The following is a 22805-nucleotide window of genomic DNA, read 5'->3' as shown; positions in this document are numbered from 1 at the left end:
TTTGTTTTCTTATTAACAATCCTAATTTTCGTGCTACATTTCCAGAATGAACATCTAATGGACACGATAAAATTGATTTTTTAATGATACGGCGACCACCGAGATCTACACCGGCTGTATCATTTCTAATCATCCATCTTAAAAACATATTTATACGTTTTGCGGCAGAACCTTTTAACGGATCTGAAATGTGTTTTTTAGTACGTTCTGCGTGCGGAATTTCAAAAAAAAGTTCTTTTAATTTATGAATTGCAGGTTGCGTTGATTTTTTTGTTGAATAATTAGAAAACACACTTTCTAATCCATTGTGGTTTTTATAAATATGCTGCAACGCTTTCATAAAATAAGAAGCATCTGTACTATTAAAAGTTCTATGTACAAATCCTTCAAAATTATCTAAATGGTGTGGTTTATAATTCATTACAAAATCATAAGGTGAATTACCCATAATTTCCATCATTTTTTTGGAGTTTTTAATAATCATTTTCCGATTTCCCCATGCAATGGTTGCAGTTAGAAGTGCTGATATTTCAATATCTTCTTTTATGGTAAATTGATGTGGTATTTGTATAGGATCACTATCAATAAATTTTGGTTGGTTGTATTCTAGTACCTTTTCCTCAAGAAATTCTTTTAGCTCTATTATATTCACTATTTTGCTATTTAACTGGGGAAATATACAATTTTAAATTAAATGTGTTTATATGTTTTATAGTTGGTAATTAAAAACTAAATTAACCTCAAAACATAATAACATTAATTGTGTATTATAATTATGTAAATTCTAATTGTATTGAATTCGAACAGCTAAAATAACCGTTATAATTGCAAGAATTATTAAAACCCAAAAAACAGGAAGGACAAATCGAATCCATTTGCCAAAAGAAATCTTACCTATCCCAAGCATCGCCATTAGCACTCCATTCGTTGGAATTACCATATTTGAAAACCCATCACCAAAAACAAATGCCAGGACAGCTGTTTGTCTAGAAATACCTAATAAATCTGATAGGGGAGTCATTAGTGGCATTGAAACCAATGCTTGACCAGAAGCAGATGGAATAAAGAAATTTAAAAATGATTGGAAAACAAGCATTCCTGAAACAGCTACAGATTGCGATTGATTTGCCAGTGTGCTTGAAAAATAAAACAATATGGAATCCATAATCTGACTATCAACCATTACAATTGAAATTCCTCTTGCAACACCAACAATTAATGCTGGAATAATCATAGACTTAAGTCCTTCAATAAAAACTTCCATTGATTTATTACCCGACCATCCACTTATAAAAATAACTGCTATACCAATTGCTATAAACCCAGCGCTCATTTCTATTAGTCCCCATCCCATAAACTGAACTGCAGATAAAATTAAAGCATAACCTACCATTAAAACAAGAAGAATTAAAATGTGGGTACTCGTTAATTTAACATTCTTAATCTCATCTTGGCTATCAATTTCATTTGTATCATTTGAAGTTAAGGACGTGATTTTTTTTCTTTTAACATTATTCCCATACCTCATTAGATATGAAAACCCAATAATAATACCTATTATAAAAATAATAAACCGAAGTCCAAAACCACTCCCAATAGGCAATTCAGCAATTTGTTGCGCAATTTGAACTGTAAAAGGATTTGTTGTTGCTGTGGACCACCCAATATAAACAGGAAGTACTCCAAGTGCAAAGCCAAACATAGGATCATAACCTTTTTGTTTTGCTAGCATTATTAAGATTGGGATAAGTGGTATTAATTCGATACTAATCCCCATAAATGCACTACCTGTAGAAATCGTTAAATAAATTAGAAAAAATAATAAAGTAGGATTTTTACTAAATTTTTTTATCAATTCACATAAAAAGGCGTGAATAGTTTTAGTTTCAACAATTAGATTGAAAACTGCTCCTAAAATAAAAATAAAAAAAATTAATGTTGCCGATTGAGTTAACCCTTTTGGAACAGAAGTTAATATACTAAAAAGTGAATTTGGCGAAGCATGTTTTTCTACATTTTCTCCAATTAAGACGCCCTTAAAAGATATGTTTTTCGGTATTTCAGTATAACTTCCAGACACAACAACACTTTGTTCTATTTTATGAATTACCTTTTTCTCCCGATCAAATCTACCAGAAGGAATTATATAGCTAAGAATTGAACAGAAAATTATTATTTGAAAAAGAAAAATGAAAACATGGGGAATTCTAAACTGGCTGAATTTCATAAGTTTTTTATAGTTAGTTGATTACCAATATAATTAATATTTTCAATTAATCATATTTATTAAAATCTAACCAAGTAACGATGACATTTAGAATTCTTATTTTTTTTATTAAAAGATCGTTTAAACTGATTAAAATCATACTGTTTTTTTTAATTACAAGCGTTAAATTGATACGCATCATAGCATATTAATTTTAAAATTTAGTTCTTCAAATAAAATTTTAAAATATGTATTTGGGCATTTTTTTAGTTCTGTTTTTGTTGTTGGTATTATATTTATTAGTTGCTCCAATTGTAATTTATTTAGATACAACTGCGAATACATATTACTTAAAATTAACACATTTTTTTAAAATTAGTTTGGAAAGTGATAAAGTAGCAGTTTTAAAAATTCGAATGCAACTCTTCTTTTTTAAGTTTTATTTCTATCCACTAAGATTAAAAAGTTCCAATAAAAACAAAAAAACAAAAAAGTCAACTGGATTAAGGCAAAAAAGGCGTGCTGGACTAAAAAAAGGATATAAAATTTTAAAAACATTTAAAGTAAAAAAACTACTTGTAAATATTGATACTGGAGATTGTATACTAAATGCAAAGTTATACCCTGTTTTTGCAGTATTGAATTATAATTTTGGAAGTTTTAACATCAATTTTGCAGGTAAAAATCAAATGGTGTTGCGCATACAAAACAGACCATTTAATATTATTAAAACATTTATTAACAATTAACAATTAACAATTAACAATTAAAAATTATGGATTTACATTTTGAAGAATTATTAAAACAAATTACAGATTTTATGAAGACTGAAGCAAATACAGATACTGTAATTGGAAAGCAATTTGATTTAGGAGCATTTAAATGTGTACCAGTTATTAAAGTTGGTATGGGTTTTGGCTCAGGCGGAGGAGAAAATCATGAAAAGAAAGATCGTAGCGCCGAAGGAATTGGGGCTGGTGCTGGAGTTGGCATAGAGCCAATTGGTTTTTTGGTTACCAAAGGTGATCATATTTCGTTCCTTGAAGCAGGAAAAACTCATGGGATTGCTGCTTTATTTGAAAAAGTTCCAGACTTAGTTGAAAAAATAATTAAGGAACGAAATAAAGAGCAGGCTGAAGTTTAATTTAAATTTTAAAGTTGTTTAAAATTTGAAAAAAGACTGTTTAAAAAGAACTATTAAGTTATTCTTTAAACAGTCTTTTAATCTATTAATGTTTAAAATTTAGTGTTAATTGGAGTCTCTTTTTCAGAAGCCCATTCTGTCCAAGAACCATCATAAACCGCTTTTGTATTGTTTGAAACAAGTTCGCTTGCAAGCATTAAAATACAAGCGGTTATTCCAGAACCACACGTAAAAATTAAAGGATTGTCATCAATTTGTAAATTGCTAAAAATAGTTTTAAGAGTTTCTTTTTGTTTAAATTTTCCATTTTCAAGCACCGCTGTATAAGGCAAATTTATAGAGTTTGGTATATGTCCACTTTTTAAATCTGGTCTTGGATCTGGAGCAGTACCATCAAATCTTCCTTCAGAACGAGCATCAATTACCAAATTAATTTTAGTAGTTAAATTTGTTTTTATAGCTTCAATGTCTTTTACTAATGCTGGATGGAATATTGCTTCAAAATCACCTAATTTGTAAGTGCTTTTAGTAATAGGTTCTAATTCAAAACCTTCTTGATTCCAAGCTGGTAATCCACCATTTAAAATAGCAATATTAGTATGTCCCATAGTTTTAAATAGCCACCAAACCCTTGGACTGGTATAAATTCCTAAGTTATCGTAAACTACAATTTTACTAGATTTATTAATACCAAGTTTTCTACATGCTTGCTCAAAATCTGTGGGATCTTGAAGCATATTTGGTAAATCAGTATCATTTTTACTAAACGAATTTTTAATATCAAAAAAACGAGCATTCTTAATTTGTAAACCCTGAAATTTCGATGTTGTGTTAATTATAGTTTTTGTTTGACTCGCATCCAAGATAATTAAATCAGGATCATTTAAATTTTTATGAAGCCATTTTACGGATACTATGGTCTTTTGCATATATATAAGATTGTTAATAGTTTTGGTAAAGATACACTCAATTTTAATTCTTGAAAATAATTGCTATTTCACGTTATTTAGTATTATTCTATATTAAATCAGTACCAAAATTCATTAAATAAAATGTTTATTTTAGTAGACTAATTTAATTTTATCAATTTAAACACAATTTTATGTATAATATCAAAAACAAAAGTTGGATAGTTTCAACTATTTTATTGTTGTTTTTTATTTTTTCTACGCAACAAACTATTGCTCAAAAAAGAAAAAAGAAAACGGACAAAACTTCAGAGCAATTCGAACTTAACAACCAAACATTAAACATGTTTAGTTTTAGAAGTATTGGTCCTGCCGCATATTCAGGTAGAATTTCAGATTTTGCTGTAAACCCAGAAAACCCTTCAGAATACTATGTAGGTGTTGCTTCAGGCGGTTTATGGAAAACTATAAATCACGGAACAACTTTTGAACCAATTTTTGATAATGAATCGGTTTTTTCAATAGGTTGTTTAGCAATGGATCCTAACAATACGAATGTACTGTGGGTAGGAACTGGTGAAAATAATACACAACGTAATTTGGCCTACGGAGATGGTGTGTATAAAACAACCGATGGAGGAAAATCGTTTACCAATATGGGACTTAAAACAAGTTCTCAAATTGGAAAAATTATGATTGACCCAAGAAATAGTAACATTGTTTATGTGGCTTCTCAAGGTCAAGCTTGGGGTCCAGGTGGCGAAAGAGGTTTGTATAAAACAATTGATGGTGGAAAAACGTGGAATAGAATTTTAGAAATAGGAGAGTACACGGGAGTATCTGATATGGAAATGGATCCTAGAAACCCAGATGTTTTATACGCAGCTTCGCATCAAAGAGAACGTAGGGTATATTCAAAAATTAATGGAGGGCCAGAGTCTGCCATTTATAAATCTGAAGATGCAGGTGCTACTTGGAGAAAATTAACAAAAGGATTGCCTTCTGGAGATGTTGGTAGAATTGGTTTAGCACTTTCTTCTAATCCAGAAATTGTTTATGCTGTTATTGAACTTCCGGGAAATAAAGGAGGCGTTTACCGATCTAATGATAGAGGTGAAAGCTGGGTAAAAAGAAGTGATAAAGTTTCTAGTAGCCCACAATATTATAACGAGTTGTATGCAGATCCTATTGATCCAGATTTAATAGTTTTAATGGATACTCGTAACGGTTTGTCTGATGATGGTGGAAAAACTTGGGAAAACATTGAGGGTAGAAATAAACACGTAGACAGTCATGCACTTTGGATAAATCCAGATGATACCGATCACTATTTAGTAGGATGTGATGGTGGTATTTATGAAAGTTACGACAGAGCTAAAACGTGGCAGTTTAAAAGCAATTTACCAATTACACAATATTACCATGTGCGTACCGATAATGATTATCCGTTTTACAATGTTTATGGAGGCGCTCAAGATAACGGTTCTTGGTTTGGACCTTCGCAAACGCATAGAAGAAATATTGTAAATGCAGACTGGACGTATACTATTGGTGGTGATGGATATTTATCGATTCCAGATCCTGAAAATCCAGATATTCATTATTGCGAATCGCAATATTGTGGATTAAGAAGATACGATAGAACTACTGGAAATAGCATCTCAATTAAGCCACAACCTACTGAAGATGAAGAGTATAATTGGAATTGGAATACGCCATATTTTATTAGTAAATTCAATAATAAAACCCTTTATGTTGGCGGAAATTATGTGCTAAAAAGTACAGATATGGGTGGCACTTGGAAAAAGGTAAGTGGTGATATGACTCGAGGAATTGATCAAAATACCTTACCAATGATGGGTAAAATGTGGCCACCAGAAGCCGTTGCAAAAAACATGTCAACTTCTAAATTTGGAAATATTTTTGCCTTGGCAGAATCTCCTTTAAAACAAGGAATGTTGTATGTGGGAACTGATGACGGATTGATTTGGACTTCAGAAAATGATGGTGAAAATTGGACACGTTACGATAAGTTTACTGGAGTTCCAGAAATGACGTTTGTAAATTATATTTTACCTTCTCAACACACACAAGGTACTGTGTATGCTTGTTTTGATGGAAGAAAAAACAGCAGCGATTTTACACCTTATTTAATTAAAAGTACAGACAACGGAAAAACGTGGAGTTCTATAGCTTCAAATTTACCTTCAGGAACTGTGTATTGTATTCAAGAAGACCACGTAAATCCTAACATTTTATTTATTGGAACAGAATGGGGCGTTTGGACAACAATAGATGGTGGTAAAAAATGGGTTCAAATTAAAAAGGGAATTCCTACCATTCAAGTAAAAGATATCACCATTCAAGAAAGAGAAAATGACCTTGTAGTTGCTACTTTTGGAAGAGGATTTTATGTGTTAGATAATTATGCGGCATTGCGCGAATTAAACCCTTCAATTCCTGAAAAAGAAGCACATATTTTTGAAATTGATGAAACCTTATTATATTTTCCTTCAAGTAATTTAAACTACCAAGGGGATGTTTATTTTAGAACTAAAAATCCAGATCCGGCTGCTACTTTCGAGTATTATGTAAAAAATGGTTTTGAATCTTTGAAACAACAAAGAATTAAAAAACAAAAAGCTTCAGAAAAATCAGAAACTTACTATTATCCTTCAGAAGAGGAATTAAGATTGGAAAGTGATGAAGTAAAACCAAACTTAGTGTTTACTATCTACGATAATGCTAATGTTATTGTACGCAAAATTGAAGCGCCACTTAAGAAGGGATACAACAGTATTTCTTGGGATTTAAGTTACTTAACCAATAGAGGTATAAAAGTACCACCAGGAACGTATAAAGTAGCCTTAGATAAGAACGAAAATGGTAAGTTTACTAGACTGGTTGAACCAAAAGCATTTAAAGTAATTTCATTACCAAACGCATTAGGTACTCCAAATTACGAAGCTAATTTTAATTTCTTAAAAGGTGTGTACGATTTAAACGCAAACGTAACTGCGGCTAATGGAAAAATAAGAGATATGAATACTAGAATTTCTAATATGAAAGCAATTCTAGAAAAAACACCTGTTGAAGCAAATACACTTGTAACTAAGTTAAATGAAGCTCAAAAGGAAGTTGATAAAGTAGCTAAAATAATTGTTGGAGGATTTGGAGCTAAGAATTCTGTAGCATCTCGTAATAGATATGCGTTATATACCACATATTCAGCACAAGTTGATATTACTGGAGCGCAAAAAGAGCAATTTAAATTAGCGCAAGATGCTTTTAATGGTATTTCAGGCAAGTTGAATGCGTTATTTACAACTGAAATTCCAAGTCTTGAAAAAGAGTTTGAGAATGCTGGTGGTGTGTTGTTCAACATTTCACAGCAACGAAGATATTACGAAGAATAAGTACTGATAAATAGTTAAAAAAGCCAAGTTATTGTACTTGGCTTTTTTTATTTCTTGACATTTGTCATAAATTTACTGAGCCTAACTAACTAAATTTGAGTATGATTTTAATAAACTTCAAAAAAATGATGCTATTAAAAACAAATATATGTTAAAAAACCTATAATTAAAGATGAATTACTGGCATTAGTTCAAAATCTAATTAAAAGAACCTGAAATTAAATAAAAGAGACCGTTACTATTCTTATATATTTAGACACTAAGTATGATGCTATCTATAGATGCTTAGGATATTAAAACTACTTTTCTTTATTTATCGCCCCCTCTTTTTGTAGAAATTAGTACTACACCATTGGCACCTCTAGAACCGTATATTGCTGCAGAACCACCTTTTAAAATATCAACACTTTTTACATTAATAGGAGCCAAGGAAGATAATTGAGACATAGTGGCATCTATACCATCTATAACTATTAAAGCAGCACTAGAACCATTTAAAGAACTTTCACCACGAATTATTATCCCACCATTATTAATTGTTATAGAAGGCGAACTATTAACTATAAGTTCTATTATATTCGAATACTTTGTGAATTCAAAATTGTTTTCATTTTTAAGGCTTGTTATTGCATAAGATCTATCTTTTTCTTTAATATGTCCATAACCTACAGCTACATCAATATTTTTTTCCCCACGTTTAAAAATTAAATTTATAAGTACTTCTTTAATTGATTCGTCGATTTTAACTTTTTGAGAATAAAAACCTTCGGCACTAATTTTAATTTTATCGTTATCTAAACAATTTATTTTAAAATTCCCAAGTGAATCAGTTAATACAGTTACCTTACTACTTACTGCTTTAACTTCAGCATTAACTACTGCAATATTTTTTAAAGTTGTAACAACTCCTGTAATTGTTCTTTCTTGAGCATAGAAAACGCTTGTAAAAAAGCATAATAAAATTAGTAAAAACGTATTGAAAAAGGTTTTTTTCATGATTTAATTTTAATTGAAGTATATAAATATACGAATATATTAATTAATAGGGGCAATGTAAAAGAGTTCTAAACAATCTTGAATTGTAAAAAATAGTTTTAATTTGAAAATAAGTAAAAAAAAATTGAAAAAGATATTATACGTTATAAAATTAAAAGTGAGTATTTTTTATTAAAGCATATTGAAAATTTATTGGATGTTGTTAAAAAACACCAAATGCATTATGTGCAAATTAACTCAACCAATTATGGATTTGTATTAAGATTCTTTAAATAATAATATAAAATATTTTTAGAAAACGTTAATTTTAAACTTTGTAAAATAATAGTTTAAAAACGAGATTTTTTAGAATATTAATTGTTTATTAGACATCGGATTTTTTTTAATTTAATCAAAAAATTTTTGCTTTATATGACACAGATTCTTAAAAATGAAAATCTTGAAATTCATGTCGATTTACCAAATGAAAATTATAATTTTTCGAGATTTGACTGGACAGGGAAAATTACAGAAGTTAAATTTCAAAACATTTCTTTGTCGAGTGTTGAAAGAACTGATTGTAAAAATGAGAATTTTTTTGGAAGAGGATTTTATAATGAATTTGGAATTGATACGGCTTTAGGTTTTAATGATGTTGAAATAGGAGGTTGGTTTCACAAAATAGGTGTGGGATTATTAAAAAAAGATGATAATACCTATGAGTGTACTAAAAAATACGAGATTTTACCAGCCGAATTTAAAGTTATAAATGAATTAAATAAAATATTAATTATTTGCAAGTCAAAAAATGTCAATGGCTATTCTTATGTATTAAAAAAGGAGATTGAAGTACATGAAAATAATTTTACAATCAAATATTATTTGCATAACACAGGCGAAAAAGATATTATTACCGATGAATATGTGCACAATTTTACGGCGATTAATAAAAATTTAATAGGTCCAAATTATTTGTTGAAATTTCCATTTAAATTAAAACCGACATTTTTTAAGAAAACGGTAAATCTTGAAGAAAAAGTTGATATTGGGCAAAATGAAATTAGTTTTAATGGTTCACCTAATGAGCAATTCTTTTTTAGCAATATTTCAGGCGGTGAAAGTAGCAATGCGGCTTGGGAATTAATAAATAAAAAGAATGGAATTGGAATCAGTGAAATAGGAAGTTTTCGGACACATAAAGTTAATCTTTGGGGATGGAAACATGTGATTAGCCCTGAGTTATTTTTTAATATATTTATTAAGTCTAAGCAATCAGTAGCATGGACAAGGACTTATACTATTTTTAACGTAAATTAATTTTAAATATAATAGTTGTACTATAATTTACAACTACAATTAATAAATATTTGATATGGAATTTTTCCGAATTATTAGAGTAAAGACAACAGAAAAGAGGATTCAAGATAAACTTACTATTGCAAATTTAGAATCTATTAGCAATGAGCTTTTTGTTATTGGGAATCAAAATACAACTGAAGCTGAGATTGGAAGTGTTTGGGGTGAATTCACCTTAACAAGAAGCCTAATTAGGGGAGGAATACGTTTAGCATTGGAAGAGTGTCCAAATGCATTAGCTTGGACTATTACAACAGGAATTAAACCAGATCCAGAGGTAATAGTTATTCATTTAACCATAAATCGTAAAGAACAAACAGCAGATTTTATTCAAGAAATTGAAGCATTTTTAGATGATCAAAGTAGTTGCTTGCAACAGTATTTTAAAGCAACTACATAAAGATATAACGCTTTAAACCCAAGGATGTGTAATAGGTATAATTGGGTACAATACAGCTGTGAATATTTAAAAAAAGCGCACTAATTCAGTTATTTAAATATACAGTTTTAATTTTATATTATGCTTGAAAAAGCGGACCATATTTTTCTCTACTAGAGTACATTAAGAAAAGGTTCATTCCAACTACCAATACTGCAGGTAGTATATTTTCAGGATCTAAAAACATATGAAATAATAATGCGTTTAGCAAAATTGGAAATAGTATAACTAATGCTAAAGCTCTAAATTTATTAGTTGCAATAAGAATACCTGTTATAATTTCAATTATTGCCACAATAGTCATTCCATAACCTACTTTTATAAATGCTCCCATAAATTCCAATCCTGGAGCTGACAATTCCATTACAGGCATAAAATTAAAAAATTTGTTTAGTCCGAAAATTATTAATGTAATCCCAAGGAGTATACTAATGATTGTTGATGCTTTTTTCATTGGTTTGTTTTTTTAGTTGTTGTTAGTAGTATGTATTTATTTATTATATGGGTGTTAAAAAAAATAATTTAGTTTTTAAGACTATCCTGTTGGAGTTGCTACAGTAAAATAAATCACATTTATATCTAATGAAAGATAAAAAGTTATATTCTGGATATAGATTTATTTTCTGTTTTGAGTATTTAACTGAGCCTACAAAAATTAGTCTAAATTTGGAGCTGCCGCACCTATTCTTCTTAAACTTATTTTAAAAGATATTAAGAAATTTAAAAAGTGTATGTAAGACTAAATTACAGTCATTATGTAATTCGTGTGCTATTAAAATTATTCTAAATTTTGACAGATGAGACAGACCTCATTATTATAATTAAAGATTTTTACAGAAAATTTCCATTATCATCTGTTTTAACTCTTTTATGTTCTCCATTTTTTTGTAAAAAAAGTTTGTAGGTTTTACTAATTTTTTCATCTTTTATATATTTTACCAAATAAATATCCCCCTCAATACTCCAACCCGGGTATTTTTCTACAATAGCATTAGACACTGCTAATGGTAATCTAATATCTTTAAACTTTTCTGAGGTACGCATTATTTCCCCGTCTTTATCATATACCGCTAAAATTTTACCTACCGGAATCTTAAAATATACAAAATATTCATTTTCTTCATCTTCATAGCCATCTATACTTGTTAAATCAAAATTAGCAACTTTTTGTTCTAATATTTTTACAGGTTTTGCTACAAATCCGTCTCCAAGAGCATCTAAATATTTATAATTGACTCCTGTTACTTCAACTTCTTCCAATGCTACTGTTTTTTCTTGAGCAAAACTTATTGCTGTGCATGCAGTAATAATTAAGGTAATAATTAAATTTTTCATGATAATAATTTTTTGATGTTAGTAATAAATAATTTAGTAGTAATAAAATATTAAATAGTGTTATTGGGATGACAATTAAAATATGTTATAAAATTTTTTAAATGTATTTTTAAAATAGTATTCTAGATATGAGGTTTGTATTAGCTTAAATTTTAGGGACAATATTGCTATCACATGCGCTCTTAATAGTATTTTTTTTAAATAAAATTGCCATTTTCATCAACTTTAATAACTCTTTTACCAATATTTGTTCTTTCAATAAAGAGTTTATATGTTTTATTTAATGCTCCATCTTTTACGTACGTTACTCTGTAAATATCATTAGATATTTTCCAGCCAGAATATTTCTTAACTATAGCATTTGATACCGCCAATGGTAAACTAATATCTTCGAATTTTTCTGATGTTCGAATAATTTCACCGTCGTTATCATATACTGCCAAAATTTCACCTTGTGGAATTTTAAATTGTACATAATATTCTTGTTTTTCATAATCTGCTTTTAAACAATTGGAGTACTCCAAATCATACGAAACTGCTTTTTCTACTAAAAATTTTACAAGTTCTGCAGCATCTCTATGGCCAATAGCGTTAAGATAGTTTGTATTAGTGTTAAAAATTTCAACTTCATTAAAAGTCACTTCATATGTATTTGATGAATTTTGAGCAAATATTGATGTTGTTAAACCTATAAAAATTAAGTAAATAATTAAATTTTTCATAATAAACAGTTTTAGTTAATAATATATTTAGGGATTTATAGACTGAAATTTTGTAAACTGAGGTTTTATTTTATGTATCAAATATACATTACAAATAGAGTAAATGTTACTACATTAAAATGTAGTTGTATAAATAAATTACTAATAATCAAATGTGTAAATTATTTATCTTATATTTATAAATATAAAATAATAAAGCCTCTTTATTATTAAGTACCCCAATTAGATATTACTAATATGTTATTTAAAAGGTACAGATTAATCGATTTTTTTTGTATTTCCTGTTGTTTTATATTAAATATAGGAGCTCAGGATTCTACATATATATTGAATGGAGTTACAGCCAATAAAAAAGAAATTCACGTTGAGAATCAAGATAGCTTAATAAAAATAGCTGCTGAAAATTTAAAATTAAATTTCGAAAAAGTGAGTTGGTATAATTCTAGCAAAAAATCAACTAGTATTATATTTTTTGAAAACGATTTTACGGGTATAAAATTACCATATAACAATGCCTTTGTAAAGTTTGAATTTGCTACCACAAACTTTCCAATAACAACTAACTGTAAGTTTAAATACAAACTAAGAGGTTTATATAGTAGCTGGATAACTTTAGAAAAAACAAATGAAGTTATTTTTACACATCTTCCTCCTGGAGCTTATAATTTAGAAATTGTGTATTCTACAAATGAAGATAATTGGAAGATGAAAACGATGGGAATACCAATAATTGTTGATCAAGTTTATTATAAAAGATGGTGGTTTGTAGTAATTTCTATATGTTGTTTTGTATTGCTTTTATTCTTTATAAGAAAATATGAATTAAATCATCTTAAAAAGATGGAAGCGTTAAAAATGAAAATTTCAAGGGATTTACATGACGAATTAGGAAGTGCTCTAACAGGAATTGCAATAAAATCGGATTTGTTACTTGAGCAAATAGATAATAAATCTAAAAAAGAATTTTTATCAGAAATTGCTGAAGAAAGCAGATGCGCAGTTGATGCGTTAAGTGATATTGTATGGGTAATAGATTCAAGTAATAACAGTATTCAAAATCTGTCAGATCGTATGGAAAGTATATTGTATCAATATCTTACTCCATTAAATATTGAGATTACATTTCAATCTCTTCAAACTAAGAAACAAATACTTATTAATCAAGATTGTAGGCAGCATGTGTTTTTAATTTTTAAAGAAGCTATAACAAACATAATGAAGCATTCTAATGCAACCAAAGTTTTTGTTTCAATTACCAAAAACAGAAAAAACCTTAAACTAACTATTAAAGATAACGGAACTAGAATCACCAATAAATTTAGCACTCTAAATGGAAATGGAATAAAAAATATGAAATTAAGAGTTGAAAAAATACATGGAGAAATACAGTTTTATTATAATAAAGGATTTACTATAGAACTATTATTTAACTACTTAAATAAATAAACTACATGAACATGTAATTTTAACGTTTCATTTTTAAGTATATTTAGAAAACCAACTAAACCAACTAAAATAATTATTTTGAATATAGCAATTGTAGAGGATCATAAAGGAATTAGAGAAGGCTTAGAGGTGTATTTTAAAAACCGTCCTGAGTTTACTTGTGACATTGTTGTAGATTCTGTGGAAGCATTTCTTAAAAGCATAGGAAGGTGTCCTGAATTAGAAGTAGTTTTACTAGATATAAATCTTCCTGGAATGACAGGTATTGAGGGGATTCATCATATCAAACATCAGTATCCAAATGTATCCATAATTATGCTTACTATTTATAAAGACGAAAAGCATGTATTTGATGCTTTAAAGGCTGGGGGAGATGGGTATTTACTAAAAAATACACCTTTAAAAAAAATTAAAAAAGGACTTCTCCAAGTTTTAAAAGAAGGGGCTCCAATTTCGCCATTAGTAGCAAAAAAAGTAATTAACTTTTTTAATCCACAAAAGAATATTAAACAAAATGGATTTGAAGAATTAACATCTCGTGAAATTGAAGTACTTCAGGCATTATCAGATGGTTTAGCTGCAAAAAATGTAGCTAATAAATTATTTGTTTCTATTGATACTATTCGTTACCACACAAAAAACATTTACAAAAAATTACACGTGAATAGTAAACTAGGGGCCGTAAAAAAATATCTGAATTTTGTTTCTTTGGAATAAAAAAACTAATTATTTATTTATAAATGTTAAGATTGTTGGGTTTTCAATTAAAAAAATTAATGATATAACGATTCAATTTTAGTAATTATTTCATAAATATCAGTTTTAAAATCGAACCAATTAATAGAAGTATCTTTTTTATTCCAAGTAACTTGTCTTTTTGCAAATCTTCTGGTATTTTTTTTAATTTCTTCTATGGCAACATCTAAAGTATATTTACCATCTAAATAATGAAATAATTCTTTGTAACCAACTGTTTGAAGTGCATTTAGGTTTTTATGAGGATACAATGCTTTAGCTTCATTTAATAAGCCTTGTTGCATCATAATATCAACACGTTGATTTATGCGATTATACATAATTGTTCTATCAGCAAAAAGTCCAATTTTTATGGGCGTAAAATTACGAGTGGCTTTTGGCTTGTTTTTAAATTCAGAATATTTTTTACCACTTCCAATACAAATTTCTAAAGCTCTAATTAATCGATGAGGATTTTCAATTTCCAATGTGACGTACGATTCAGGATCTAATTCTTTAAGTTGATTTTGAAGTTTTAAAATACCATCGTTTTCAAGTTCACTATTTAATTTCGTTCTAATTTCTGGAGCCACTTCAGGAAAATAATCTAAACCATTTATAACTGCATTGGTATATAATCCACTACCACCAACCATAATAACTGTATTGTTTTTTAAAAAAAGGCTGTCTAATTTTTGTAAAGCATCTTTTTCGAACTGTCCAACGCTATACGTATCAAAAATGGATCTATTTTGAATAAAATGATGTGTTGCAGCGTTTAATTCTTCTGAAGATGGAACAGCAGTTCCAATATTCAATTCTTTATAAAACTGACGCGAATCGCTGGAAATTATATCAGTGTTAAAATGTTTTGCAAGTTGTATGCTTATTGCGGTTTTTCCAATTGCAGTTGCCCCAACTACAGTAATTAAATAGTTATTCATCGTGCAGTATTTTTCCACAATTATTACAGAATGTCGCGTTGTCTATATGCTTATCTGTTCCACAATGTTTACAGTGTAGCGTATTTGTATGAATTGAATCTTTTCTAGTCATTTCAGATGTTACAATACCAGTAGGAATAGCTATTATTCCATAACCTAAAATCATAACAATACTAGCAATAAACTGACCAAAAGGTGTATGAGGTGAAATATCTCCATAACCCACTGTGGTTAAGGTAACTATAGCCCAGTACATGCTGTATGGAATACTTGTAAAGCCATTCTTAGGACCTTCAATTAGATACATAACAGTGCCTAAAATAACTGTTAATAATAACACAACAAATAAAAAAACGGCTATTTTAATTCTACTTGCTTTTAGTGCACCTGCTAAAGTTATAGATGCGCCTAAATAACGCGTTAATTTTAAAATTCTAAAAACTCTTAAAAGTCTTAATGCTCTAAGTGCAACAAGTGCGTGTGTACCAACAAATATTAATGAAAGATATTTTGGTATTGTTGCCAATAAATCTATAACACCGTAAAAACTAAATATATATTTTCTGGGCTGTTTAATAGAAATTATGCGAGCTATATATTCAATAGTAAATAAAATGGTTATAATCCATTCAGAAATGTTAAGAAAATCATGATATTTATTATCAAAACTTTCAACACTTTCTAACATTACCAAAATAATACTGGCAATAATTGCAAGAATTAAAATGATATCGAATAATTTGCCATTAGGTGTATCAGCTTCATAAATAATTTCATGAAGTTTGATTTTCCAATGCCTTGTATCTTTTTGCTTTTCCAATTTAGAGTATTACTTAATTTTTTACTAAAATAAATGAATTATTTTAATTAAAATCGAATTAGCCTTTCAACATTATTTCTTTGGAGGTATTTTTTTATAGTACACCTATTATGAATAGAATCTTCCATAGGCGAAATAAGGGTTCTTAAAATTTCAATATTGGTTGTTTGATGGGCTAATTCAGTATAACAAAAACCTTTAAACTCGTTATTTTCAATTAATAAAACCGATTTTTCTCCAACGTTTCTACCTTTATCAATAACAAGTAAGTTGGTGTTACTAAATTCAATTTTTGTAAAATTAGGCTTTTGTTTAAAATTAAATTTAGGTTTATTTATTTGAAGTTCCTTTATATGTTTTAATTGTGCAATTAGTTCGCTTCCTGTTACTTCAAAAGTAACTGAAACAACAGCGGCTTGTAATGTTTTAGCTTTTTTTGAAGTTCTTAAAAACAATTGATTAACAGTCTTTTTAATATTTCTTCCTTTTCCAATATACAAAATTGTTCTTTCTACATTATATACATAAAACAATCCGGGTTTGGTAGGTAATTCATCTAGAATTGTTAATAATTTTGGCGCTAATTTTCTAGAATTATCTGTTTTTATTGCTTTTTTTATAATTTGTTTTTCAAAATCTTTATTAAGCAATAATTTAAACAATTGTACGGTTGCAATGGCATCTCCATCTGCTCTATGTCGGCTTGACACCGGAATTCCAAGTGCTTTGCACAATTTTCCTAATTTGTATGAATCTTGTTCAGGAATTAATTTCTGACTTAATTCTACGGTGCATAAAGTTTCTCTTTCAAAAGCAAATCCCAAACGTCTAAATTCAGTAGTTAAAATTCGATTGTCGAAATTTGCATTATGGGCAACCAGGATGCAGTCTGTAGTAATTTCAACAATTCGTTTTGCTACCTCATGGAATTTTGGGGCATTTTTTAACATGCCATTATTAATTCCAGTTAAATTAACAACAAAAGGTTGAATGTCTTTTTCTGGATTTACCAAACTAATAAATTGATCTACTATTTGATCTCCATCAAATTTATAAATCGCAATTTCAGTAATTCCCTCTTCATCAAATTTACCACCAGTTGTTTCTATGTCGAGTATTGCGTACAAATTAATTATATATAGTTTCTTGTTCCAAATATAGCACTTCCAACTCTAACTAAAGTACTACCTTCTTCTATGGCTATTTTATAATCGCCACTCATTCCCATTGAAATTATTGTTGGATTGAAATTTGATGAACTTAGTATTTTTAAGTTATTAAAATAATTTTTTAAAGTTTTAAATTCGGCTCTTACAATTGTTTCGTCATCTGTAAAACTTGCCATTCCCATTAAACCTTGAATATTAACGTTTGAAAGACTTTTAAATTCCTCAGAAATTAATATTTCTTCAACTTCTTTAATTGAAAGCCCGAATTTGGTATCTTCTTTAGCAATTTTTAATTGTAATAAACAATTAATAACTCTATTGCTTTTAATTGCTTGTTTGTTAATTTCTTTTAATGTTTTTAAGCTGTCAACTCCATGAATTAAATGTACAAAATTGGACATATACTTCACTTTATTGCGTTGTAGATGTCCAATCATGTGCCATTCAATATCTTTCGGTAATTGTTCAAACTTTTCAGCCATTTCCTGAATTTTATTTTCACCGAAAGCTCTTTGCCCAGCATTGTAAGCCTCTAATATTTCAGAAACAGGTTTTGTTTTTGAAACAGCAATTAACTTAACATGTGCTGGTAATGTATTATTTATAGTATTTAAATTAGATTCAATGCTCACTAAATTAATTTAATTTATTAATTACTAATCCTGATCTTAATTTTGGTTCAAACCAAGTAACCTTTGGAGGCATAATATTTCCAGTATCGGCAATATTCATTAATTGATTCATACTTACTGGGAATAGAGCAAAGGCAACAGCCATTTCTCCGCTATCTACTCGTTTGCTTAACTCACCTAAACCGCGAATTCCACCTACAAAATCAATTCTTGTATCTGTTCTTAAGTCTTTAATATTTAAGATTGGTTCTAAGATACATTTAGATAAAACACTTACATCTAAACTTCCAATAGGATCATTATCATTATAAGTGCCTTCTTTTGCAGTTAAACCATACCATTTTCCATCTAAATACATAGAAAAATCATGAAGCTTAGAAGGTTTTATAATAGATTCACTTACTTCTAAAATTTTAAAACTTTTAGATATTTTATCTAAGAATTTAGAAGCGCTTAATCCGTTTAAATCTTTTACAACTCTATTATAATCAATTATTTTAAGTTGATTATCTGGGAAATGAACAGCCATAAAAAAGTTATAAGGTTCGTTACCGGTATGATTTGGATTATTATTAGCAAATTCTTGGCTCATTCCTGCAGCTGCGGCAGTTCTATGGTGCCCATCAGCTACATAAGTACAAGGTACTTTTTCAGCAAAAAGTTGTTCTAAGGTATTATTTATTTCTGAACTTTTAATAACCCAAAAATGATGACCAAAACCATCTTCTGCAGTAAAATCGTAATCAGCTTCATTATTTTTTACAATATCAGAAACAATTTCATCAATTTCAGGAACAGCTCGGTATGTAAAAAAAACAGGTTCAATATTTACTTTTAGATAGCGCGTTAATACTTTACGGTCTTCTTCTTTGTCTGGACGTGTTAACTCGTGTTTTTTAATTTTTCCATCCAAATAATCTTGACAAGATGCAGCCCCAACAATACCATACTGAGTATTACCGTTCATTGTTTGTGCATAAATATAATAATGAGTTTCTGTATCCTGAATTAAAAACCCTTTCTTTTGAAAAGTATTTAAATTTTCTTTAGCTCGTGAATATACTGGATCACTATGAGAATCTGTGCCTTTTTCAAATTCAATTTCGGCACGTGTTATATGTAATAGAGAGGCATCTTTACCTTCAGCCATTTTAAGGGCTTCTTCTGAATTCATTACATCATAAGGTAAACAAGCTACTTCTTGAACAAGTTCTTTAGGAGGTCTAACTCCTTTAAATGGTTTAATAATTGCCATAATTAAATATTTCTAATATATGTTGGTTAAAATTAAGCTATTTAATACAAAAAAAGGCTGAAATATGACAGCCCTTTTTATAGTATTTAAGAGCTAAAATTACTTTAAAATTTCAATAATTTGTGCAGCTAATTCAGTTCCAATTCTATCTTGTGCTTCACCCGTTGCTGCTCCAATATGCGGAGTAAGGGATAGGCTAGGATTCATTAATAATTGAATTTCTGGATTTGGTTCATTTTCAAAAACATCTAAAGCTGCTCCAGCTATTTTTCCACTTTCTAATGCTTTCACCAAAGCGACTTCATCTACAACACCTCCACGCGCTGCATTTACTAGAAATGCTCCATCTTTCATTAATTCAAGTTCTTTTGTTGAAATAACATATTCTTTTTGTGCAGGAACGTGCAATGAAATAAAATCTGCTTGTTTTAATAATTCTTCTTTAGAAATTGTATTTATATTGAAAAACAACGATTGTCCGTCAAAAAATTCTATTTCTAAGTTTACATTATCAATAAAAGGATCAAAAGCAATTACATCCATTCCAAGCCCTAAACCAATTTTTGCAGTAGCTTGTCCAATTCTTCCAAAACCAATTACACCTAAAGTTTTTCCTTTTAATTCAGTACCTTTTGCATACGCTTTTTTTAATACTTTAAATTTAGAATCACCTTCTAAAGGCATGCTTCTGTTAGAATCATGTAAAAAACGTGACATTCCAAATAAGTGTGCGAAAACTAATTCTCCAACTGAATGAGAAGATGCTGCAGGCGTATTTATAACGTGCAACCCTTTTTCGCGTGCATATTCAACATCAATATTATCCATTCCAACACCACCACGTCCAATAATTTTTAATGAAGGGCAATTGTCAATAATATCTTTTCTTACTTGTGTAGCACTTCTAACAAGAATTACATCAATTTCATTTTTATTGATATAATCTACCAATTGATCTTGAGCTACTGTTGTTAAATCTACTTCAAAACCATTTAACCCTAATGCTGCTATTCCGCTTTTGGCTAATCCGTCGTTTGCTAATACTTTCATTTTTATTAAGATTTTTATAGTTTATGAAACTTGCTTTTCAAATTGTTGCATTGTATTTATTAAAACTTGTATGCTTTCAATAGGCATTGCGTTGTATATACTTGCTCTGTAACCTCCAATTGATCTATGGCCTTTAATACCGCTGATACCCGCATCATTCCATAGTTTATCAAAAGTTTCTTTATGTGCCTCATTGGCTAGGGTAAAAGTAACATTCATTAAAGAGCGATCTTCTTTTGCTGCAAATCCATTAAATAGTGGATTTCTATCGATTTCAGCATATAATAACGCTGCTTTTTCGTTATTTATTTTTTCAATTGCAGCTATACCTCCTAAGTTTTTTAACCATTCTAACGTTAACATAGAAACATATACTGGAAATACAGGTGGTGTATTAAACATACTATCTTTACTAATATGTACTTTATAATCTAACATTGCAGGAATTGTTCTTCCTGTTTTACCAAGAATCTCATCTTTTACAATTACCAATGTTGTTCCAGCTGGACCCATATTTTTTTGCGCACCTGCATATATCAAATCAAATTTAGAAACATCTATTTGACGAGAAAAAATATCAGAACTCATATCACATACTAACAAGCTATCTGTTTTTGGGAATTCTTTAAATTGCGTACCAAAAATTGTATTGTTAGATGTAAAATGAATATAATCTACATCTGTAGGAACCGTATAATTTTTTGGAATATGGTTAAAGTTGTCTTCTTTTGAAGAAGCTATAACATCTACCTCTCCTAATAATTTTGCTTCTTTAATAGCTTTAGAACTCCAGGTTCCAGTATCTAAATAACCTGCTTTTCCATCAACTTTTAATAAGTTATAGGGCGTCATTAAAAATTCAAGACTTGCTCCACCTTGTAAGAATAGTACTGAATATCCTTCAGGTACATTTAATAATTCTTTAACTAAATTACGTGCATTTTCCATCACTTCAACAAACTCTTTGCTTCTGTGTGAAATTTCAATTAACGATAAATCAATACCGTTAAAGTTTACAACAGCATCTGATGCTTTTTTTAAAACTTCTTGTGGTAAAATGCATGGACCTGCACTAAAATTATGTTTTTTCATTTGTATAGAATATTATTAATTTCTCTTACAAATTTCGTAAAAAAAAGAGAAATATAAGCACTATTTTTACGAAAAATATTATTATATTTTTATTAAAAAATCAATTGTATCTATATCATCTGCATAATTCCATAATTTCGGGTATTGAGTTTTGCCGAATTTTACGAAATCTACAACGTTTTCGTTACACGCTATACATTGTATTTCTTCACTTTCTAAAGATAATCTTTGCTTTAGATTTTCAAAGGAATGGTAAAACTCGTAAAATACAGTTGCAATTGGTGATGCGTAGTTTGGGTCTTCTTTTAACATTACAAATCCGTTTTCTATAATATTAAATTGGCTCATTATATAAACTGCTTTATTATAATCGTAATTATTTTCGTATTTTTTATAATTAATAATTGTATTAAATTTATATAAAGCATTAAAAAGGAGGTCAAAATTATAATCTTTTGGAACAAAAATTTTAGAAACACTTCTACAGCCTAAACCAAAATATTGAAAAATATCTTCTCCTAAAGCTTCTAATTCTTCGTTAGTTTCTTTTCCTGTTAAAATTGCTACAGAATTTCTGTTTTTTCTAATTATTGAAGGGTATTTACCAAAATAATGTTCAAAATATCGTGCTGTGTTATTGCTTCCAGTTGCAATAACTGCATCAAAATCAGTTAATTTATTTTCAGTGAATGTTATTTTATTTTTAAAATAAGGATTTAGATGTTCTAAATATTTTGCAATTAAGGGTAAAAAATGTTTATCGTTAGAAGATTGTTTAACAATTGTATTATGTCCACTTATTAGTACCGATAAAAAATCGTGAAATCCAACCAAAGGAATATTTCCAGCCATTATAATAGCAACGTTTTTTACATCTGACGATTTACTAAAATTATATATTGAAGTCCATTTGGTTAAGTTTTCTTGGGTAAGTGCAATATGCCAACTTTCAAAAGCTTTTAAAACATTATTTTTTGTAAACCAACCATTAAATTCTTGGGCTCGTTCAATTTGCATTTTAAAAGCCTCATAAAACAAGGTATTAATTTCTGAAGTATTTTTTTTTACAATTCCGTTAGTAGTAAACTGTCCGAAAAAATCTCCAAGTTTAGCAAAAGCTTCAATGCGTTGCTCTAAATTCATATTTAAATATAATTTTAT

22 protein-coding genes are annotated in these 22805 nt (G+C 28.9%); 7 read left to right on the top strand and 15 right to left on the bottom strand.

Going from position 1 to position 22805, the window contains the following annotated elements; all coding sequences use genetic code 11:
- Both IEW75_RS16060 and IEW75_RS09860 read right to left on the bottom strand, forming a co-directional pair.
- On the bottom strand, positions 1 to 652 hold a 652-nt coding region (locus tag IEW75_RS16060), incomplete at its 3' end, for a TIGR02757 family protein (RefSeq protein ID WP_188704032.1).
- A gap of 132 nt (positions 653 to 784) precedes the next feature.
- The gene (locus IEW75_RS09860; RefSeq protein WP_134246641.1) at positions 785 to 2227 is read right to left on the bottom strand and encodes a YfcC family protein; all 1443 of its coding nucleotides are present in this window, start codon (positions 2225 to 2227) and stop codon (positions 785 to 787) included.
- Between the two features lie 233 nt (positions 2228 to 2460).
- Between IEW75_RS09860 and IEW75_RS09855 the strand changes: the two genes are divergently transcribed.
- Together IEW75_RS09855 and IEW75_RS09850 are read left to right on the top strand one after the other, a co-directional pair.
- Entirely contained in the window at positions 2461 to 2955 is a 495-nt protein-coding gene (locus IEW75_RS09855) for a hypothetical protein (RefSeq protein ID WP_188704029.1), read from the top strand.
- Positions 2956 to 2981: 26 nt separating this feature from the next.
- Positions 2982 to 3350 carry a GerW family sporulation protein gene (locus IEW75_RS09850; protein WP_134246643.1) on the top strand — a complete coding sequence of 123 codons (369 nt, stop codon included), beginning with the start codon at positions 2982 to 2984 and terminating at the stop codon, positions 3348 to 3350.
- A 92-nt stretch (positions 3351 to 3442) separates the two neighbouring features.
- Here IEW75_RS09850 and IEW75_RS09845 read toward each other — a convergent pair whose 3' ends face one another.
- Positions 3443 to 4279, bottom strand: coding sequence for a sulfurtransferase (locus IEW75_RS09845; protein ID WP_134246644.1), 837 nt, complete (start codon positions 4277 to 4279; stop codon positions 3443 to 3445).
- A gap of 173 nt (positions 4280 to 4452) precedes the next feature.
- Between IEW75_RS09845 and IEW75_RS09840 the strand changes: the two genes are divergently transcribed.
- Entirely contained in the window at positions 4453 to 7674 is a 3222-nt protein-coding gene (locus IEW75_RS09840) for a VPS10 domain-containing protein (protein WP_134246645.1), read from the top strand.
- Between the two features lie 309 nt (positions 7675 to 7983).
- Here IEW75_RS09840 and IEW75_RS09835 read toward each other — a convergent pair whose 3' ends face one another.
- On the bottom strand, positions 7984 to 8670 hold the full coding sequence (locus IEW75_RS09835) for a TonB-dependent receptor plug domain-containing protein (protein WP_134246646.1): 687 nt from the start codon (positions 8668 to 8670) through the stop codon (positions 7984 to 7986).
- Between the two features lie 357 nt (positions 8671 to 9027).
- Here IEW75_RS09835 and IEW75_RS09830 point away from each other — a divergent pair, with 357 nt between their 5' ends.
- Both IEW75_RS09830 and IEW75_RS09825 read left to right on the top strand, forming a co-directional pair.
- Positions 9028 to 9966 carry a hypothetical protein gene (locus IEW75_RS09830; protein WP_229714428.1) on the top strand — a complete coding sequence of 313 codons (939 nt, stop codon included), beginning with the start codon at positions 9028 to 9030 and terminating at the stop codon, positions 9964 to 9966.
- A gap of 55 nt (positions 9967 to 10021) precedes the next feature.
- Positions 10022 to 10405: a hypothetical protein gene (locus IEW75_RS09825; protein WP_134246647.1), complete on the top strand. Its 384-nt coding sequence runs from the start codon at positions 10022 to 10024 to the stop codon at positions 10403 to 10405.
- A 118-nt stretch (positions 10406 to 10523) separates the two neighbouring features.
- Here the strand turns inward: IEW75_RS09825 and IEW75_RS09820 are convergent, their stop codons facing one another.
- From IEW75_RS09820 to IEW75_RS09810, 3 genes are all read right to left on the bottom strand, one after another.
- On the bottom strand, positions 10524 to 10898 hold the full coding sequence (locus IEW75_RS09820) for a DoxX protein (protein ID WP_134246648.1): 375 nt from the start codon (positions 10896 to 10898) through the stop codon (positions 10524 to 10526).
- Positions 10899 to 11275: 377 nt separating this feature from the next.
- Complete coding sequence (locus tag IEW75_RS09815; RefSeq protein ID WP_134246649.1) at positions 11276 to 11779, bottom strand: nicotinate-nucleotide adenylyltransferase; 504 nt, start codon at positions 11777 to 11779, stop codon at positions 11276 to 11278.
- A 197-nt stretch (positions 11780 to 11976) separates the two neighbouring features.
- Entirely contained in the window at positions 11977 to 12501 is a 525-nt protein-coding gene (locus tag IEW75_RS09810; RefSeq protein WP_134246650.1) for a nicotinate-nucleotide adenylyltransferase, read from the bottom strand.
- A 327-nt stretch (positions 12502 to 12828) separates the two neighbouring features.
- Here IEW75_RS09810 and IEW75_RS09805 point away from each other — a divergent pair, with 327 nt between their 5' ends.
- Positions 12829 to 13947, top strand: coding sequence for an ATP-binding protein (locus IEW75_RS09805; RefSeq protein WP_158283756.1), 1119 nt, complete (start codon positions 12829 to 12831; stop codon positions 13945 to 13947).
- A gap of 78 nt (positions 13948 to 14025) precedes the next feature.
- On the top strand, positions 14026 to 14664 hold the full coding sequence (locus IEW75_RS09800) for a response regulator transcription factor (protein WP_134246652.1): 639 nt from the start codon (positions 14026 to 14028) through the stop codon (positions 14662 to 14664).
- Positions 14665 to 14720: 56 nt separating this feature from the next.
- On the opposite strand, the gene miaA is transcribed toward IEW75_RS09800, so the two are convergent.
- The 8 genes from miaA to IEW75_RS09760 form a co-directional block, all read right to left on the bottom strand.
- Entirely contained in the window at positions 14721 to 15626 is a 906-nt protein-coding gene (gene miaA / locus IEW75_RS09795; protein ID WP_134246653.1) for a tRNA (adenosine(37)-N6)-dimethylallyltransferase MiaA, read from the bottom strand.
- On the bottom strand, positions 15619 to 16446 hold the full coding sequence (locus tag IEW75_RS09790) for an ion transporter (RefSeq protein WP_134246654.1): 828 nt from the start codon (positions 16444 to 16446) through the stop codon (positions 15619 to 15621). Before IEW75_RS09790 ends, miaA begins: the two co-directional genes overlap by 8 nt.
- Before the next feature lie 47 nt (positions 16447 to 16493).
- On the bottom strand, positions 16494 to 17573 hold the full coding sequence (locus tag IEW75_RS09785; RefSeq protein WP_134246655.1) for an exonuclease domain-containing protein: 1080 nt from the start codon (positions 17571 to 17573) through the stop codon (positions 16494 to 16496).
- Positions 17574 to 17578: 5 nt separating this feature from the next.
- Complete coding sequence (locus IEW75_RS09780; RefSeq protein WP_134246656.1) at positions 17579 to 18247, bottom strand: YggS family pyridoxal phosphate-dependent enzyme; 669 nt, start codon at positions 18245 to 18247, stop codon at positions 17579 to 17581.
- A gap of 4 nt (positions 18248 to 18251) precedes the next feature.
- Complete coding sequence (locus IEW75_RS09775) at positions 18252 to 19502, bottom strand: DUF1015 domain-containing protein (protein WP_134246657.1); 1251 nt, start codon at positions 19500 to 19502, stop codon at positions 18252 to 18254.
- 99 nt (positions 19503 to 19601) lie between these two features.
- A complete protein-coding gene (locus IEW75_RS09770) occupies positions 19602 to 20552 on the bottom strand; it encodes a D-2-hydroxyacid dehydrogenase (protein WP_134246658.1) in 951 nt (316 codons plus the stop codon).
- Positions 20553 to 20573: 21 nt separating this feature from the next.
- Positions 20574 to 21644, bottom strand: coding sequence for a 3-phosphoserine/phosphohydroxythreonine transaminase (gene serC, locus IEW75_RS09765; protein ID WP_134246659.1), 1071 nt, complete (start codon positions 21642 to 21644; stop codon positions 20574 to 20576).
- An 81-nt stretch (positions 21645 to 21725) separates the two neighbouring features.
- Positions 21726 to 22787 (bottom strand): acyl-CoA reductase, encoded by a 1062-nt coding sequence (locus IEW75_RS09760; RefSeq protein ID WP_134246660.1) that lies wholly within the window; start codon positions 22785 to 22787, stop codon positions 21726 to 21728.
- Positions 22788 to 22805 lie beyond the last annotated feature (18 nt).

The sequence above is a fragment of the Lutibacter litoralis genome (assembly GCF_014646675.1).
GTDB classification, from domain to species: Bacteria; Bacteroidota; Bacteroidia; order Flavobacteriales; family Flavobacteriaceae; genus Lutibacter; species Lutibacter litoralis.
This window is presented reverse-complemented; position numbering and strand designations above follow the sequence as displayed.